Genomic DNA, 15,199 nt, shown 5'->3' with positions numbered 1-15,199 from the left:
GCAAATTCTGCGAAATCATAAGGCATGCTGCGGTGCAGCAGGCGGGTCTTGGCATAATGCCGGCCCCACCGCCCGCCACCGAGCCCTGCCCATGTCCTCCGCCGACCTCGCCCGCTACGCCGCCGAACTAGACGCCATCCGCGACCAGGGACTGTTCAAGTCCGAGCGCGTGATCACGGGGCCACAGTCGGCGCGGATCACCCTGGCCGACGGTTCGAGCGTGCTCAACTTCTGCGCCAACAACTACCTGGGCCTGGCCGACAACCCGGACGTGATCCAGGCCGCGAAGGATGCGCTCGACACCCACGGCTTCGGCATGGCCTCGGTGCGCTTCATCTGCGGCACCCAGGACCTGCACAAGGAGCTGGAGGCGAAGATCGCCGCCTTCTTCGGCAAGCAGGACACGATCCTCTACGCCGCCTGCTTCGACGCCAACGGCGGCCTGTTCGAACCGCTGCTGGGCGAGGAGGACGCGATCATCTCCGACGCGCTCAACCATGCCTCGATCATCGACGGCGTGCGCCTGTGCAAGGCCAAACGCTACCGCTACGCCAACTGCGACATGGCCGACCTGGAAAATCAGCTGCAGCAGGCGAAGGCCGACGGCGCGCGCACGATCATGATCACCACCGACGGCGTGTTCTCGATGGACGGCTTCATCGCGCCGCTGGACCAGATCACCGCGCTGGCGGAAAAGTACGGCGCCCTGGTGCACATCGACGAATGCCACGCCACCGGTTTCCTGGGCGACACCGGCCGCGGCAGCGCCGAGGTCAAGGGCGTACTGGAGAAGATCGACATCATCACCGGCACCCTGGGCAAGGCCCTGGGCGGCGCGCTGGGCGGTTTCACCACCGGCCGCGCCGAGGTGATCGAGATGCTGCGCCAGCGTTCGCGCCCCTACCTGTTCTCGAACTCGCTGCCCCCGCACGTGGTGGCCGCGGGCACCAAGGTGTTCGAGATGCTGTCGGCGGCCGGCGACCTGCGCGCGCGGCTGAAGGAAAACACCGCCTACTTCCGCGAGAAGATGACCGCCGCCGGCTTCGACCTCAAGCCCGGCGAACACCCGATCGTGCCGGTGATGCTGTACGACGCGCCGCTGGCGCAGAAGTTCGCCCAGCGCCTGCTCGAGGAAGGCATCTACGTGATCGGCTTCTTCTTCCCGGTCGTGCCCAAGGGCCAGGCCCGCATCCGCACGCAGATGAGCGCCGCCCACACCCGCGAACACCTCGACCAGGCCATCGCCGCCTTCACCAAGGTCGGCCGCGAGCTGGGCGTGATCAAGGGCTGATCGCGGCGTCCTGGCCGAGGCGCAGTCGCGCCAAGCTGAGCGCATCGACAAAGGCGCCATCGCGGAAGGCGAATTCGCGGTGGCGCCCTTCTTCGACGAAGCCGTGGCGTGCGTAAAGCGCGATACCCGCGGCGTTGTCGGCGTAAACCTGAAGTTCGAGCCGGCGCAGCTGCAGCCAGCGGTCGGCCAGGTCGATCGCGGCGGCCAGCAGCGCGGTGCCGACTCCGCGCCCCTGCCAGTCGTCGCGCACGCCCATGCCCAGGTCGCCGACGTGCCGGCGGCGCGGGTTGCGCGACACCGCCAGGCCGAGTTGGCCAACTACCTCATCACCTGCGCAGGCGAGCAGGACATGGCTGTCCGGGTCCACGGCCTGCAGGCGCTGCCGCCAAAGGTCCAGCGACGGGAACGGCAGCTGCAGGGTGCCCGCCTGCGCACGCGGCGCGGCGTAGATGGCCTGCACGGCGGCGAAGTCGCCCGGCTCGGCGCGGCGAATGGTGATCGGCACGGACATGTTCAACTCCGGCCCGGCGGGGCCAGGCTTGATACTTCCGCATCCGAAAGACGGCGCCAAGCCCCTTTGGCCAGCTCGCCCAAGGCCAGGTCGCCGATGGCCACGCGGACCAGGCGGCGGGTTTCCAGTCCCTGCGAGGACAGCAGGCGGCGGATCTGGCGGTTGCGGCCTTCGTCGAGCCTGATTTCGAGCCAGGCGGTGCGGCCGCCGCTGCGCAGCAGGGTGGCCGAGCGGGCGGCCAGCCGCTCGCCTTCGCAGTCGACGCCAGTCACGAGGCGGGCCAGCAGGGCGTCGTCCGGCACCGCGTCCACCTGCACGTGGTAGGTCTTGTCCGGGCCGGTCGCCGGGTCGGTGACGGTGGCGGCCCAGACCGGATCGTTGGCCATAAGCAGCAGGCCTTCGCTGGCCTGGTCCAGCCGCCCCACCGGCGCCAACCAGGGCAGGCCGCTGTTTTCCAGGCAGCGGTAGACGGTGTCGCGGCCGCGTTCGTCGCTGGCAGTCGTGACCAGGCCGCGGGGCTTGTTGAGCGCGACCACCACGCACCCGGCGGCCTCCAGCGGCGCCCCGTCCAGCGACAGCGCGTCGCGCCCCTGCACCACCGGGAACTCGGGATCGCGGACCAGGCGCCCGTTCACCGCCACGCGCCCGGCCAGGACCCAGCGCGCGGCTTCGCTGCGCGAACACAGGCCGAGCTTGGACAGCACGCGGGCCACGCCATGGCGCGGCGCCTTCGTGCGAGGCTTGGGGAGGAAGCCGGACATGCCGGAAGCATGGCGCAGCGCAGGCTCGCGACGCCAGCCCACGGCCCCGGTTCACCGCCCCATCACCGTGTGAAGATGACCATTCGCCCATGTCCGATCCCGCCACCCATCCTGATTCCGCCAGTCCCTGGCGCCGCGCCCTGCGCGCCCTCGCCCTGTGGTTCGACACCGGCGCCGCGCCGGCGGACGACGGCCGCGACCCCGACCGGGTCGACTGGCTGCGCGTGCTGCCCTTCGTCGGCCTGCACCTGGCCTGCATCGGGGTCTTCTGGGTGGGTTTCTCGTGGTTCGCGTTCTGGACGGCGGTGGCGCTTTACGCGCTGCGCATGTTCGCGATCACCGGCTTCTACCATCGCTATTTTTCCCACAAGGCCTTCCGCACCTCGCGGCCGGTGCAGTTCGCGTTCGCACTGGTCGGCGCGGCCTCGGTGCAGCGTGGCCCGCTGTGGTGGGCCGCGCACCACCGGCACCACCACCGCCACGCCGATACCGAACACGACGTGCATTCGCCGCGGCACGGTTTCCTGCACAGCCACATGGGCTGGTTCCTGACCCGGCGTTCGTTCCGCACCGACCTGGACGCGGTGCGCGACCTGGCGCGCTTCCCGGAGCTGCGCCTGCTCGACCGCTTCGACATCCTGGTGCCGGTGCTGCTGGCGGCGGGCCTGTTCGCGCTGGGCAGCTGGCTTGAAACCGCGTATCCGGGCCTGGGCACCAGCGGGCCGCAGCTGCTGGTCTGGGGATTCTTCGTCTCGACCGTCGTGCTGTTCCACGTCACCGTGACCATCAATTCGCTGGCCCACCGCTGGGGCAGCCGCCGCTTCGCCACGCGCGACGACAGCCGCAACAACGCGCTGCTGGCCCTGCTGACCTTCGGCGAAGGCTGGCACAACAACCACCACCACTTCCCCGGCTCGGCCCGCCAGGGCTTCACCTGGTGGGAACTTGACCTGACCTACCTGGGCCTGCGCGCCATGGCCCTTTTCGGCCTGGTCAGCGACCTGCGACCGGTTCCGCCTTCGCTGCGCGGCGCGCGCCGGGAGGCGGCATGAAGATCGCAGTGGTGGGCAGCGGCATCGCCGGCCTCGGCGCGGCCTGGCTGCTGTCGCGCCGGCACGAGGTGGTGCTGTTCGAACGCGAGTCACGGCTGGGCGGTCACACGCACACGCACCAGGTGCAGCAGCAGGGCCGCAATTACCGGGTCGACACCGGCTTCATCGTCTTCAATCCGGGCAATTACCCGCTGCTGACGAAGCTGTTCGATGAACTGGCCGTGCCCAGCCAGCCGACCACGATGAGCTTCTCCGTGCACGACGCCGGCAATGGCCTCGAGTACAACGCCACCGACCTCGACGGCCTGTTCTGCCAGCGGCGCAACCTGGTGTCGCCGCGGTTCTGGCGCATGGTGCGCGACATCACGCGCTTCTACCGCGATGCGCCGGCGCTGCTGGCCGACCCGGGCGACGGGCCGACGCTAGGCAGCTACCTGCGCGAGCGCGGCTATTCGGAGCTGTTCGTGCGCGACCACCTGGTGCCGATGGCCTCGGCGCTGTGGTCGTCGCCTTCGGAAACCATCCTCGACTTCCCGGCCAAGTACCTGGTCAGGTTCATGGACAACCACCACATGCTGCAGGTCCGCGACCGGCCGCAGTGGCGCGTGGTCTGCGGCGGTTCTTCGAGCTACATCGAGGCGCTGCAGAAGACCTGGTCCGTGCAGGTGCGGCTGTCGAGCCCGGTGCGCCGGATCGAGCGCGATGCCGACGGCGTCGGGCTGAGCACCGATCGCGGCATCGAGCGTTTCGACCAGGTCGTGCTTGCCTGCCACAGCGACCAGGCCCTGGCCCTGCTGGCCGACCCGAGCCAGGCCGAGCGCGAGGTACTGGGCGCCATCCCCTACCAGACCAACGAGACGGTGCTGCACACCGACGCCAGCCTGCTGCCCCGCCGGCGCAAGGCCTGGGCAGCGTGGAATGCCTATGTGCCGCAGGCGCCGGGCGCGCCGTGCACGGTCAGTTACTGCATGAACCACCTGCAGTCGATCGACAGCCCCGAGCCCTTCGTCGTCACCCTGGGGCGCGGCCAGGCGATCGACCCGGCCAAAGTGCTGGCGCGCATGCAGTACCAGCACCCGGTCTACACCCACGCCAGCGTCGCGGCACAGGCCCGCCGCGGCGAGATCAACGGCGGCAACCGGACCTGGTTCGCCGGCGCCTACTGGGGCTTTGGTTTCCACGAGGACGGGCTGCGCAGCGGTGTCGAGGTTGCGCGCGCGCTGGGCGTGCAGTGGCCCTGAAGTCCGCCATCTACGAAGGCTGGGTACGGCACCGGCGGCATTCGCCGGTCGGGCACGCCTTCCGCTACCGGATGTTCCAGCTCTACCTGGACCTGGCCGAACTCGACCAGGTCTTCGCCGGCCGCTGGCTGTGGTCGGTCGACCGGCCGAACCTGGCGCAGCTGCGGCGGCGCGACTATTTCGGCGACCCGGCGCTGCCGATCGACACCGCCGTGCGCGACCACGTGCAGTCGGTGCGCGGAACCCGCCCCACCGGCCCGATCCGCCTGCTCACGCACGCCCGCTACTTCGGCAAGACCATGAACCCGGTGAGCTTCTACTACGGCTTCGCCGACGACGGCGAGACCCTGGACTGGGTTCTGGCCGAGATCACCAATACGCCCTGGAACCAGCGCCACGCCTACCTGCTGCAGGTGTCGGAGGCCGAGGTCCGCGGCGGCGCGCTGCACTGGGGCTTCGACAAGACCTTCCACGTGTCGCCGTTCATGCCGATGCAGCGGCGCTACCGCTGGGTGTTCCAGCCGCCGGGCGAGTCGCTGCGCGTGCACATGGAGGTCCTGCGCGGCGACGAGCGCGAGTTCGACGCCACCCTGGTCATGGAGCGCCGCCCGCTGGCCGGGAACACGCTGGCTTCATGCCTGGCGCGGTATCCCTTGCTCACCGCGAAGGTGGGCGCGGCGATCTACTGGCAGGCCGCGCGCCTGTGGTTCAAGCGCACGCCCTTCCACCCGCACCCCGATACCCTGCCCCGGAGTTCCCGATGAGTTCGACCGCCGACAGCCTGGCCACCCCGGAACAAGGCGCCGCCCGCTACGGCGCGCTCGACCGCCTGCTGCGCCGACGCCTGCTGGCCACGCTCGACGGCCTGGACGGCGGCCGCGTGCACCTGGTCGATGCCCTGGGCACGGTCGAACTGGGCCGGCCCGGAGGCCTCGAGGTCCGCATCGAGGTGCTGGACCCCGGCTTCTACCGCGCCGCAGCCGCCCAGGGCTCCGTGGGCGCCGGCGAGGCCTACATGGACGGCCTGTGGCGCTGCGACGACCTGGTGGCCCTGGTGCGGCTGCTGGTGATCAACCGCGACCGCCTGGATGCAATGGAAACCGGCCTGGCCCGTTTCGGCGGCTGGCTGCTGCGCGGCTGGCACGCCCTTCGCCGCAACACCCGCGCCGGGAGCCGCCGCAACATCGCCGCGCACTACGACCTGGGCAACGACCTGTTCAGGCTGTTCCTGGACGATTCGATGATGTACTCGTCGGCGATCTTCGCCGATGAAAACGAAACGCTGGAACAGGCGCAGTGGCGCAAGCTCGAGCGCATCTGCCGCAAGCTCGACCTGCAGCCCGGCGACCACCTGGTCGAGATCGGCACCGGCTGGGGCGGGCTGGCGGTGCACGCCGCGTCGCGCTTCGGCTGCCGCGTCACCACCACCACCATTTCGAAAGAGCAGCACGCGCTGGCGACCGAACGCGTGGCCGCCGCCGGCCTGTCGGACCGGGTGACGGTGCTGCTGGAGGACTACCGCGACCTGCAGGGCGAGTACGACAAGCTGGTGTCGATCGAAATGGTCGAAGCCATCGGCCACCAGTACCTCGACACCTACCTGGCCAAGTGCGCGTCGCTGCTCAAGCCCGAGGGCCTGGCCCTGATCCAGGCGATCACCATCGAAGACCATCGCTACGAGCAGGCGCTGGGCTCGGTGGATTTCATCAAGCGCTTCATTTTCCCGGGCAGCTTCATTCCCTGCGTGAGCGCGCTCACCGGCGCCGCGGCGCGGGCCAGCGACCTGCGCCTGGTCAACCTGGAGGACATCGGGCCCAGCTACGCGCTGACGCTGCAGCGCTGGCGCCAGCGCTTCCTGGACCGCCTCGACGAGGTCCGCGCCCTGGGCTACGACGAACGCTTCATCCGCATGTGGGAGTTCTACCTGTGCTACTGCGAGGGCGGCTTCCGCGAGCGCTCGATCGGCGACGTGCACCTGCTGCTGGCGCGCCCGGGCAACCGGCGCGAGCAGTACCTGCCGGCGCCGGAGGCGGCCTGAGATGAAGGCGGCCTGGCTCACCTTGGGCAACGTGGTCGGCTTCCAGGCGGTCTGGCTCGCCAGCGTCGCCGGCGCCGGTGCCGGCCTGCCCTGGGCGGGCCCGCTGGCGGCGGCCGTTTTCGCCGCGGCGATGCTGGCCTGGGGCGGCCGAACCCGCGATGACCTGCGCCTGCTGGCGGTCGCCCTGCCGCTGGGCATCGCGCTCGACAGCGCTTTCGCCGCCACCGGCTGGCTGGTCTATGCCGAAGCCTGGCCCTGGTCGGGCGTCGCGCCGGTGTGGATCGCTTCGCTGTGGGTCGGCTTCGCGCTGACGCTCAATCATTCGATGGCGCGCCTGCGCCAGTGGCCGCTGGCCGCGGCGGCGCTGGGCCTGGTCGGCGGCCCGCTCGCCTACTGGACGGCCGCCGGCGCCTTCGACGCCGTAAGCTTCGGCGCGCCGGTGGCCTGGGTCCTGGCCGCGCTGGCCCTGGGCTGGGCGGCGGTGCTGCCGCTGCTGTTCGCGGTCGACAACCACCTCGCCGCCGCAGGCGCCGGCAAACGGGCGCCGGCATGAGCCCCTGGCTGAGCATCGGCGTCGTCTGGCTCGGCTCGGCGCTGGCGATGGTCGCGCTGTGGGCGTTTTCGATGCGCGTGCGCAACGTCGGCTACGTCGACGTGGGCTGGGCCGGGCTGATGGCGCTGGCCGCGCTCTTCGTCGGCGTGGTTGGCGAAGGTTCGCCGATGAGCCGCGGCCTGGTCGCGATGTTCGGCAGCGTCTGGGGCGCGCGCCTGTGCCTGCACCTGCTGCACCGGGTGCTGAACGAGGAAGAGGACGGGCGCTACCGCGCGCTGAGGGCGGCCTGGAACGGCAGCCCGGCGAAGTTCTTCGGCTTTTTCCAGATGCAGGCGGTGGTGGTGGCGCTGTTCGCCCTGCCCTTCGTGGCCGCGGCCGACAACGGCGCCTACCACCTGACCGTCTGGACCGTGCTGGCGATCCTCGTCTGGCTGGGCGCGATGCTCGGGGAGTCGATCGCCGACCGGCAGCTGGCGAAGTTCCGCGCCGACGAGGCCAATGCCGGCAAGACCTGCCGGGTCGGCCTGTGGGGCTGGTCCCGCCACCCCAACTATTTCTTCGAATGGCTGCACTGGTTCGCTTACGTGTTCCTTGCGGTGGGTGGCGAGCTGTTCTGGCTGAGCCTGGCCGGACCGGTGCTGATGTTCGCCTTCCTGTATCGCGTCAGCGGCATCCCGTGGACCGAGGCCCAGGCCGAACGCAGCCGCGGTGAAGACTATCGCCGCTACCAGCGCGAGGTCAGCGCCTTCTTCCCCTGGCCGCCGCGCAAATCTTCCCCTTTCCCGGAGTGACCGGATGTCCCTGATCGACCTATGCGAGCGGGGGCTGCTGCCCGACGCGCTGACCCGCCTCGGCATCCGCCGCCTGTGCGGCCAACGGCTGCGCGAAGAAGGCGCCGACGACCTGGCCCGCGCCGATGCGCGTTTCCGGGAACTGCTCGAAGACCTGCACGGCAGTCCGATCGCGATCGAAACCGCGGCGGCCAATGAGCAGCATTACGAGGTGCCGGCGCGCTTTTTCGAACTGTGCCTGGGCAAGCGCCTCAAGTATTCCAGCGCCTACTACGCCACCGGCCGGGAAAGCCTGGACCAGGCCGAGGAGGCCATGCTGGCCCTGTACGGGGAACGCGCCGAGCTGGCCGACGGCCAGCAGATCCTGGAGCTGGGCTGCGGCTGGGGTTCGCTGACGCTGTGGATGGCCGCCCGCTACCCGAACGCGCGCATCACCGGCGTGTCCAACTCGGCCAGCCAGCGCGTGCACATCATGGCGCAGGCGGCAGCGCGCGGACTGGGCAACGTCGAGATCCTCACCCGCGACGTCGTGCAGCTGGAGCTGCCGGAAGGCAACTACGACCGCGTGGTCTCGATCGAGATGTTCGAGCACATGCGCAACTACCGGCACCTGCTGGCCAACATCGCACGCTGGCTGAAGCCGGGCGGGAAGCTGTTCGTGCACATCTTCGCGCACCGGCACCTGATGTATCCCTTCCTCACCGAAGGCGACGACAACTGGATGGGCCGGTATTTCTTCACCGGCGGCCTGATGCCCTCGGCGGACACGCTGCTGCACTTCCAGCAGGACCTGTCGATCGAAGAGCGCTGGCTGTTGCCAGGCACGCATTACCAGCGCACGGCCAACCACTGGCTGGAAAACCAGGACCGCAACCAGCAGGAAGTGATGGACGTGCTGGCAGCGACCTACGGCGCTGAAAACGCCGCGCGCTGGTCACAGCGCTGGCGCATGTTCTGGATGGCCTGCGCCGAACTGTTCGGCTACGAAGACGGGCGGCAGTGGCTGGTGGCGCACTACCGCTTCCGCAAACCCTGACGCCGCGTCAGTCCGCCGCGGCGGGCACGGCGTCGGCGACCGGCACCAGGGCCGGCGCTTCGGCGACCGGAAGCGCAGCCGGCACCGCCGGGTTGGCCGCCGGCGAAGGCGTCTGGCCGACGGGGGCAGGCACGACGGCCGCGGAGGCGGCAGCCACCACCACGGCGCCATCGGCCGGGGCGGCCGTCGCCGGCACGGCCGGCGCCGGGGCGCGACCGGTGGCAACGCGGATGCCCTTGGCCTTCATCCAGGCGTCGAACTCGTCGGCGGTCATGCGCTTGCCGTTCTGGTTCATGTCGAAGCGCCACGGCGAATTGTCGTGGGCGGTCTTGGGCACATAGGCCGGCTCGGGCGCAGGCGCCACGGCCGTTGTTTCGGCGCAGGGCAGCAGGGTCTGCGCCGCCAGGTCGAGCGCGGGCGTGGCGACCTCGCTGGTCGCCGCCGCGTCCGGGGCCGGCGCCGCAGCCAGTTCGGCGGGCACCGGGGCCAGGCCGGAACCGGGAACCTGCGCGTCTGCCGGGGCGACGGCTTCCGCAACCAGACCAGCTTCGCCCATCGCAGCGCTGCCCGGCACGGGCTGGCTGCACTCGGGCTCGTTTGCAATCGCCAGCATCGGCACGCAGAGGAACATCGAGATGAGGGTGCGCTTCATGGTTCACCGGGGGAAGGCGGGACTGCGTGAAGCTTAGGCCTCGCTACGCGCCATTGCAACGCGCCACCTGAACGGGCCGCCGGAAAAAACGAAGCCCGGCGCGAGGCCGGGCTTCGGGTGTTGCTTCAGAACCGGTGGATCAGTTCTGGACGTTCAGCTCGGTGCGGCGGTTGCGCGCACGGCCTTCGGCGGTGTCGTTGGTGTCGATCGGGCGGCTCTCGCCGTAACCGTTCGGACCAGCCATGCGATCAGCGCCGATGCCGGCGTTGGTCAGGTAGTCGTACACGGCCTTGGCGCGACGCTCCGACAGACCCTGGTTGTACTGCTCGGTACCGATGGAGTCGGTGTGACCGGCGACTTCAACCTTCAGCTGCGGGTACTTCTGCAGGATGGCGATGGCTTCGTCGAGGATCACGACGGCGTCCGGACGCAGGGTCGACTTGTCGAAGTCGAAGTTCACGCCCTTCAGGTCGATCGTCAGCGGAACCGGGCAACCGTCCGGACCGATGGCCTGGCCGGCAACCGAACCCGGGCACTTGTCGTCGCAGTTGTTGACGCCGTCGCCGTCGTCGTCGAGGTCGGCGCAGGTGGTCTGCACGACCGGCTCGGCGTCCGGGACGACCGGGGCCGGCAGGTCACCGAGCTTCATCAGCACGGTCATCGAGATCAGCATGTCGGCGAAGGAGTTCGAATCCGGCGCGACGTAGGAGGTGTCGTCGAACGCGACGCGGGTGCCGAGCTCGCCACGGACCGCGAAGCGGTCGTAGTCAGCCTGCATGCCGACGCCGAGGTTGGCGGCCAGGAAGGAGTCTTCGCGCTGGCCCGGCGAGTTCGGGCTCGGGAAGTTGTTGAACTCTTCCTCGGCCTTCTGGTAGCCCAGGCCCATGCGGACGTACGGCCACCAGTTGCTGCCTTCGCGGATGAAGTGGTAGCGCGAGTCGACCGACAGGCCGTACTGGCTGAACAGCAGGTCGTTGTTCGACTTCAGGCGCGGGTTCTGGTAGTTCGCCTCGACGTCCAGCGACCAGTTCGGGGTGATGAACTTGCCGAGGCCGAGGGTCAGGAAGCCGGAGTCTTCGGTGCCGCGGTCATCGTCCTGGACGTTTCCGCCGATGCCACCGGACACGTACCAACGGTTGTCGAAATCCTGGGCCATCGCGGACGTTGCGGTCGCCATGGCGCCAAGGAGGGCACAGCACAGGAGTTTCTTCTTCATGATTTGCTCCATCTTCTACTTTGGGGAAAAAGCTCGAACGGTGCGGACCAGGGGGTCGGTGCAGTGCCGCTTGAGTCGGACAAACCTTAACGATCGGATTGTTAACGGGAATCTAACAAAGGCATCGGTCCATGGCAAGGGAAGTTTTTCAGGGGGTAAACAGGTCCATGAACCGGTGGATCGGGGTGGCCTCGAAGCGGGAGGTGTCGCCGGTCAGCTCCAGCAGCTTCTGGACCCGCCTGGCCGGCAGCTGGCCGGCCATTGCGGCCTCGAACTTCGCCAGCAGGGCCGGAATGCCCTCCCCCCGGCGGTCGCGGTGGCCCAGGGGGGTGTCGATGGACACTTTCCCGGTGGAGCTGCCGTCCTTGAAGAACACCTCGACCGAATTCCCGATGTAGCGCTTGTCCGGGTCGAAGTAGTCGCGGGTGAAATCCGGGTTCTCGCGCACCTGCATCTTCCCGCGCAGGGCGTCGATCCGGGGATCGGCCGCGACGGCGTCGGAATAGTCCTCGGCGGTGAGCCGGCCGAAGATCAGCGGCACGGCCACCATGTACTGCAGGCAATGGTCCCGGTCGGCGTAGTTGTCCAGCGGGCCGGTCTTGTCGATGATCCGCGCCCCGGCCTCCTGGGTCTCGATCGCGATGCGCTCGACCTCGTCGAGCCTGCCGGCGACCTTGGGATGCAGCTGCAGCGCGCACTCGACCGCCGTCTGCGCATGGAACTCGGCCGGGAAACTGATCTTGAACAGGATGTTCTCCATCACGTAGCTGCCGAAGGCCCGCTCGAACTCGAAGTCCTTGCCCTTGAAGGCCACGTCGGTGAACCCCCAGGTCGGGGCACTGACCACGCTCGGATAGCCCACGCAGCCCTTCATCGCGTTCAGGGCATGGATGACGGCGCGGCGGCAGGCGTCGCCGGCGGCCCAGCTCTTGCGCGGGCCGGTGTTGGGCGCATGCCGGTAGGCGCGCAGGGCGCCGCCGTCGGCCCAGCTGTGGCTGACCGCGTTGATGATCTCTTCCTTGCCGCCGCCCATCATGTGGGTGGCGATGGCGCTTGAGGCCAGCCGGACCAGGATGACGTGGTCCAGGCCGACCCGGTTGAAGCTGTTCTTGAGCGCGTAGCAGCCCTGGATCTCGTGGGCCTTGATCGCCCAGGTCAGGATGTCGCGCACCGTCACCGGCTTGCCGTTTTCCCGCTCGGCCTTGCGGCTCAGGTAGTCGCCCACGGCCAGGATGGTGCCGAGGTTGTCCGAGGGATGCCCCCACTCGGCGGCCAGCCAGGTGTCGTTGAAATCCAGCCAGCGCACCTGCACGCCGATGTTGTAGGCGGCCTGGGCCGGGTCGAGTTCGTGATGGGTGCCCGGCACGCGTGCGCCGCCCGGCAGCGATCCCCCCGGCACCAGCGGCCCCAGGTGCTTGACGCATTCGGGGTGGCGCATCGCCAGCATGGCGCAGGCCAGCGAGTCGAACAGCATGTAGCGGGCGGTGGTGTAGGCCTCGGACGAACCGATGTAGTAGTCGGTGACGTAGTTGGCGATGTCGACCATGGACGGGTCGGGTTCGGGGCGCTTGGCGGAACGGAGGTCGGGGGTGCTCATGGGCGGGCGGTCCGTGCGTGCGTGGGCGAACGTGGGCTAATGGTGCCAGAAGCATGAACGGATGTCGGGGGCCAGCGCGGCCGCGCCGTTCGCCGGCGTCTTGTCCGGGACGGCCGATCCGGGCAAGGTGCCCGGATCCGTCCAGCGCCGCAAACCATGTCCAGCCAGCCTTATCCCAGCCTCTTCCAGCCCCTCGACCTGGGCTTTTGCACCCTGCCCAACCGGATCCTGATGGGTTCGATGCACACGGGCCTGGAAGACCACGCGCGCGATTTCCCGAAGCTGGCGGCCTATTTCCGCGAGCGCGCAGAAGGCGGCGCCGGCCTGATGGTCACCGGCGGCATCTCGCCCAACCTGGTCGGCTGGCTCAAGCCTTTCGCCGGAAAGCTCAGCTGGCCCTGGGAGATCCACAAGCACCGCATCGTCACCAGGGCGGTGCACGAAGCCGGCGGCCGCATCTGCCTGCAGATCCTGCACGCCGGCCGGTATGCGGCGCACCCGCTGCTGGTGTCGGCTTCGAAGGTGAAGGCGCCGATCAGCCCGCTGACCCCGCGCGCGCTCACCGCCTGGGGCGTCGAGCGCCAGATCAAGGCCTTCGTCACCACCGCGAAGCTGGCCCGCGACGCCGGCTACGACGGCGTCGAGGTGATGGGTTCGGAGGGTTACCTGATCAACCAGTTCCTCAGCGCCCGCACCAACCGGCGCAAGGATGCCTGGGGCGGCTCGCCCGAAAACCGGATGCGCTTCGCCGTGGAGATCGTTCGCCGCATCCGTGAGGCGGTGGGCCCGGACTTCATCCTCATCTACCGGCTGTCGATGCTGGAGCTGGTGGAAAACGGTTCAGCCTGGGACGAGATCGTGATGCAGGCGAAGGCCATCGAGGCCGCCGGTGCCACCCTCATCAATACCGGTATCGGCTGGCACGAGGCGCGGGTGCCGACCATCGCCACCTCGGTGCCGCGCGCGGCCTTCGCCGGCGTCACCGCCAAGCTCAAGCCGCACGTCGGGCTGCCCCTGGTAGCCACCAACCGCATCAACATGCCCGAGGAAGCCGAGGCCATCCTCGCCGGTGGCCAGGCCGACATGGTGTCGATGGCGCGCCCGCTGCTGGCCGACCCGGCCTGGGCGCGCAAGGCCCGCGAGGGCCGGCGCGACGAGATCAACACCTGCATCGCCTGCAACCAGGCCTGCCTGGACCACGTCTTCGTGGGCAAGAAGGCTGGCTGCCTGGTCAATCCGCGGGCCTGCGCGGAAACCGAACTCAATTACCTGCCGACCTCGGACCCGAAGCGGGTGGCCGTGGTCGGCGCCGGACCGGCCGGACTGGCCTGCGCCAGCGTGGCCGCGGGCCGCGGTCACCAGGTGACGCTGTTTGATTCGGCGTCCGAGATCGGCGGCCAGTTCAACATGGCCAAGAAGATCCCGGGCAAGGAAGAATTCCACGAGACCCTGCGCTACTTCGGTCGCCAGCTGGCGCTGACCGGCGTCGACCAGCGCCTGGGCGAACGCGTGGACGCCGCCGCCCTGGCCGCGGGTGGCTTCGACGAAATCGTGCTCGCCACCGGCATCCGGCCGCGCAAGGTCGGCTTCCCGGGCGCCGACCATGCCAAGGTCGTTTCCTACCTGGACGTGCTGCAGGGTCGGGTCGTGCCCGGCCGGAAGGTCGCCATCATCGGCGCCGGCGGCATTGGCTACGACGTCGCCGAATACCTGGTGCACGACGGCCCCTCCCCCAGCCTCAACCCTGTCCTGTGGATGGAGGAATGGGGCGTGGCACGCGATTTCGAAGGCCCCGGCGGCCTGACCAGGCCGCAGCCGGAACCCCCCGCACGCGAACTCTGGCTGCTCCAGCGCAGCCCGGGCAAACCCGGCGCCCGCCTGGGCAAGACCACCGGCTGGATCCACCGCGCCACCCTGAAAGCCAAGGGCGTGCAGGCCTGGGGCGGCGTGGAGTACCTGGGCGTGGACGACACCGGCCTGCGGGTGCGGGTGGATAGCCAGGAACGGCTGCTGGAGGTGGACCACGTGGTGGTCTGCGCCGGCCAGGAACCCCTGCGCGAACTGGTCGACGGACTGCAGGCGGCCGGCCTGCGGCCGCACCTGATCGGCGGTGCCGACGTGGCCGCCGAGCTCGACGCCAAACGCGCCATCGAGCAGGGAAGCCGCCTCGCCGCGGCGCTCTGAGCAATTACTCCAATAAGAATCAAAGGCTTGGCTTTTGCCGTTCAGGCAAGGTTCGGCTCATTCCCGTAGGATGCGCGGCTGGAATCGACGCCCGGCCCCGCGCCCCGTCGACAAATCGGCCCCGGAGCGCATGGCTTCAAGGGGATTCCGGCGGGTCGCGCACCTGACGCCAGCGACCCCGGAGTGCGAGCCCCGCTCGTCCATCCCCAAAACGCCAGGCCGCACTTGAACCACAAACCCGTTGGTCCCTCAGGGGAACCGCCTGAGGGCGGTCGG

14 protein-coding genes are annotated in these 15,199 nt (G+C 69.3%); 9 read left to right on the top strand and 5 right to left on the bottom strand.

What is annotated here, in order from left to right:
• The first annotated feature begins 91 nt into the window (after positions 1-91).
• Entirely contained in the window at positions 92-1,291 is a 1,200-nt protein-coding gene (kbl, locus tag ACE3TE_RS06365) for a glycine C-acetyltransferase (protein ID WP_374603250.1), read from the top strand.
• Here the strand turns inward: kbl and ACE3TE_RS06360 are convergent.
• Both ACE3TE_RS06360 and ACE3TE_RS06355 read right to left on the bottom strand, forming a co-directional pair.
• The gene (locus ACE3TE_RS06360; RefSeq protein WP_374603248.1) at positions 1,281-1,802 is read right to left on the bottom strand and encodes a GNAT family N-acetyltransferase; all 522 of its coding nucleotides are present in this window, start codon (positions 1,800-1,802) and stop codon (positions 1,281-1,283) included. The genes kbl and ACE3TE_RS06360 overlap by 11 nt on opposite strands.
• Before the next feature lie 2 nt (positions 1,803-1,804).
• Positions 1,805-2,563 (bottom strand): pseudouridine synthase, encoded by a 759-nt coding sequence (locus ACE3TE_RS06355; RefSeq protein ID WP_374603246.1) that lies wholly within the window; start codon positions 2,561-2,563, stop codon positions 1,805-1,807.
• A gap of 89 nt (positions 2,564-2,652) precedes the next feature.
• Between ACE3TE_RS06355 and ACE3TE_RS06350 the strand changes: the two genes are divergently transcribed.
• From ACE3TE_RS06350 to ACE3TE_RS06320, 7 genes are read left to right on the top strand one after another with little or no spacing between them, the layout of a single operon-like run.
• Positions 2,653-3,615, top strand: a complete 963-nt coding sequence (locus ACE3TE_RS06350) for an acyl-CoA desaturase (protein ID WP_374603244.1) — start codon at positions 2,653-2,655, stop codon at positions 3,613-3,615.
• Positions 3,612-4,856 carry an NAD(P)/FAD-dependent oxidoreductase gene (locus ACE3TE_RS06345; RefSeq protein ID WP_374603242.1) on the top strand — a complete coding sequence of 415 codons (1,245 nt, stop codon included), beginning with the start codon at positions 3,612-3,614 and terminating at the stop codon, positions 4,854-4,856. The genes ACE3TE_RS06350 and ACE3TE_RS06345 overlap by 4 nt, the downstream gene beginning before the upstream one ends.
• The gene (locus ACE3TE_RS06340) at positions 4,853-5,620 is read left to right on the top strand and encodes a DUF1365 domain-containing protein (protein WP_374603355.1); all 768 of its coding nucleotides are present in this window, start codon (positions 4,853-4,855) and stop codon (positions 5,618-5,620) included. The genes ACE3TE_RS06345 and ACE3TE_RS06340 overlap by 4 nt, the downstream gene beginning before the upstream one ends.
• Positions 5,617-6,894, top strand: coding sequence for a class I SAM-dependent methyltransferase (locus tag ACE3TE_RS06335; protein ID WP_374603240.1), 1,278 nt, complete (start codon positions 5,617-5,619; stop codon positions 6,892-6,894). The genes ACE3TE_RS06340 and ACE3TE_RS06335 overlap by 4 nt, the downstream gene beginning before the upstream one ends.
• A gap of 1 nt (position 6,895) precedes the next feature.
• Positions 6,896-7,447: a DUF2878 domain-containing protein gene (locus ACE3TE_RS06330; RefSeq protein ID WP_374603238.1), complete on the top strand. Its 552-nt coding sequence runs from the start codon at positions 6,896-6,898 to the stop codon at positions 7,445-7,447.
• Entirely contained in the window at positions 7,444-8,238 is a 795-nt protein-coding gene (locus tag ACE3TE_RS06325) for a DUF1295 domain-containing protein (protein WP_374603236.1), read from the top strand. The genes ACE3TE_RS06330 and ACE3TE_RS06325 overlap by 4 nt, the downstream gene beginning before the upstream one ends.
• 4 nt (positions 8,239-8,242) lie before the next feature.
• Positions 8,243-9,274 (top strand): cyclopropane-fatty-acyl-phospholipid synthase family protein, encoded by a 1,032-nt coding sequence (locus tag ACE3TE_RS06320; RefSeq protein ID WP_374603234.1) that lies wholly within the window; start codon positions 8,243-8,245, stop codon positions 9,272-9,274.
• 7 nt (positions 9,275-9,281) lie between these two features.
• Here the strand turns inward: ACE3TE_RS06320 and ACE3TE_RS06315 are convergent, their stop codons facing one another.
• From ACE3TE_RS06315 to ACE3TE_RS06305, 3 genes are all read right to left on the bottom strand, one after another.
• Entirely contained in the window at positions 9,282-9,926 is a 645-nt protein-coding gene (locus tag ACE3TE_RS06315; protein WP_374603232.1) for a hypothetical protein, read from the bottom strand.
• A gap of 139 nt (positions 9,927-10,065) precedes the next feature.
• Positions 10,066-11,142 (bottom strand): OmpA family protein, encoded by a 1,077-nt coding sequence (locus ACE3TE_RS06310; protein ID WP_374603230.1) that lies wholly within the window; start codon positions 11,140-11,142, stop codon positions 10,066-10,068.
• 148 nt (positions 11,143-11,290) lie between these two features.
• On the bottom strand, positions 11,291-12,739 hold the full coding sequence (locus ACE3TE_RS06305; RefSeq protein WP_374603228.1) for a bifunctional 2-methylcitrate dehydratase/aconitate hydratase: 1,449 nt from the start codon (positions 12,737-12,739) through the stop codon (positions 11,291-11,293).
• Positions 12,740-12,895: 156 nt separating this feature from the next.
• Between ACE3TE_RS06305 and ACE3TE_RS06300 the strand changes: the two genes are divergently transcribed.
• A complete protein-coding gene (locus tag ACE3TE_RS06300; RefSeq protein WP_374603226.1) occupies positions 12,896-14,923 on the top strand; it encodes an FAD-dependent oxidoreductase in 2,028 nt (675 codons plus the stop codon).
• The last annotated feature ends 276 nt before the right edge of the window (positions 14,924-15,199 follow it).

The organism is Arenimonas sp., from assembly GCF_041919775.1.
GTDB lineage: Bacteria > Pseudomonadota > Gammaproteobacteria > Xanthomonadales > Xanthomonadaceae > Arenimonas.
This window is presented reverse-complemented; position numbering and strand designations above follow the sequence as displayed.

Bases quoted from the DNA above. Each gene is read 5' to 3' on its own strand.
- kbl (WP_374603250.1), top strand. From the start codon at position 92: ATGTCCTCCGCCGACCTCGCCCGCTACGCCGCCGAACTAGACGCCATC.
- ACE3TE_RS06360 (WP_374603248.1), bottom strand. From the start codon at position 1,802: ATGTCCGTGCCGATCACCATTCGCCGCGCCGAGCCGGGCGACTTCGCC.
- ACE3TE_RS06355 (WP_374603246.1), bottom strand. From the start codon at position 2,563: ATGTCCGGCTTCCTCCCCAAGCCTCGCACGAAGGCGCCGCGCCATGGC.
- ACE3TE_RS06350 (WP_374603244.1), top strand. From the start codon at position 2,653: ATGTCCGATCCCGCCACCCATCCTGATTCCGCCAGTCCCTGGCGCCGC.
- ACE3TE_RS06345 (WP_374603242.1), top strand. From the start codon at position 3,612: ATGAAGATCGCAGTGGTGGGCAGCGGCATCGCCGGCCTCGGCGCGGCC.
- ACE3TE_RS06335 (WP_374603240.1), top strand. From the start codon at position 5,617: ATGAGTTCGACCGCCGACAGCCTGGCCACCCCGGAACAAGGCGCCGCC.
- ACE3TE_RS06330 (WP_374603238.1), top strand. From the start codon at position 6,896: ATGAAGGCGGCCTGGCTCACCTTGGGCAACGTGGTCGGCTTCCAGGCG.
- ACE3TE_RS06325 (WP_374603236.1), top strand. From the start codon at position 7,444: ATGAGCCCCTGGCTGAGCATCGGCGTCGTCTGGCTCGGCTCGGCGCTG.
- ACE3TE_RS06320 (WP_374603234.1), top strand. From the start codon at position 8,243: ATGTCCCTGATCGACCTATGCGAGCGGGGGCTGCTGCCCGACGCGCTG.
- ACE3TE_RS06315 (WP_374603232.1), bottom strand. From the start codon at position 9,926: ATGAAGCGCACCCTCATCTCGATGTTCCTCTGCGTGCCGATGCTGGCG.
- ACE3TE_RS06310 (WP_374603230.1), bottom strand. From the start codon at position 11,142: ATGAAGAAGAAACTCCTGTGCTGTGCCCTCCTTGGCGCCATGGCGACC.
- ACE3TE_RS06305 (WP_374603228.1), bottom strand. From the start codon at position 12,739: ATGAGCACCCCCGACCTCCGTTCCGCCAAGCGCCCCGAACCCGACCCG.
- ACE3TE_RS06300 (WP_374603226.1), top strand. From the start codon at position 12,896: ATGTCCAGCCAGCCTTATCCCAGCCTCTTCCAGCCCCTCGACCTGGGC.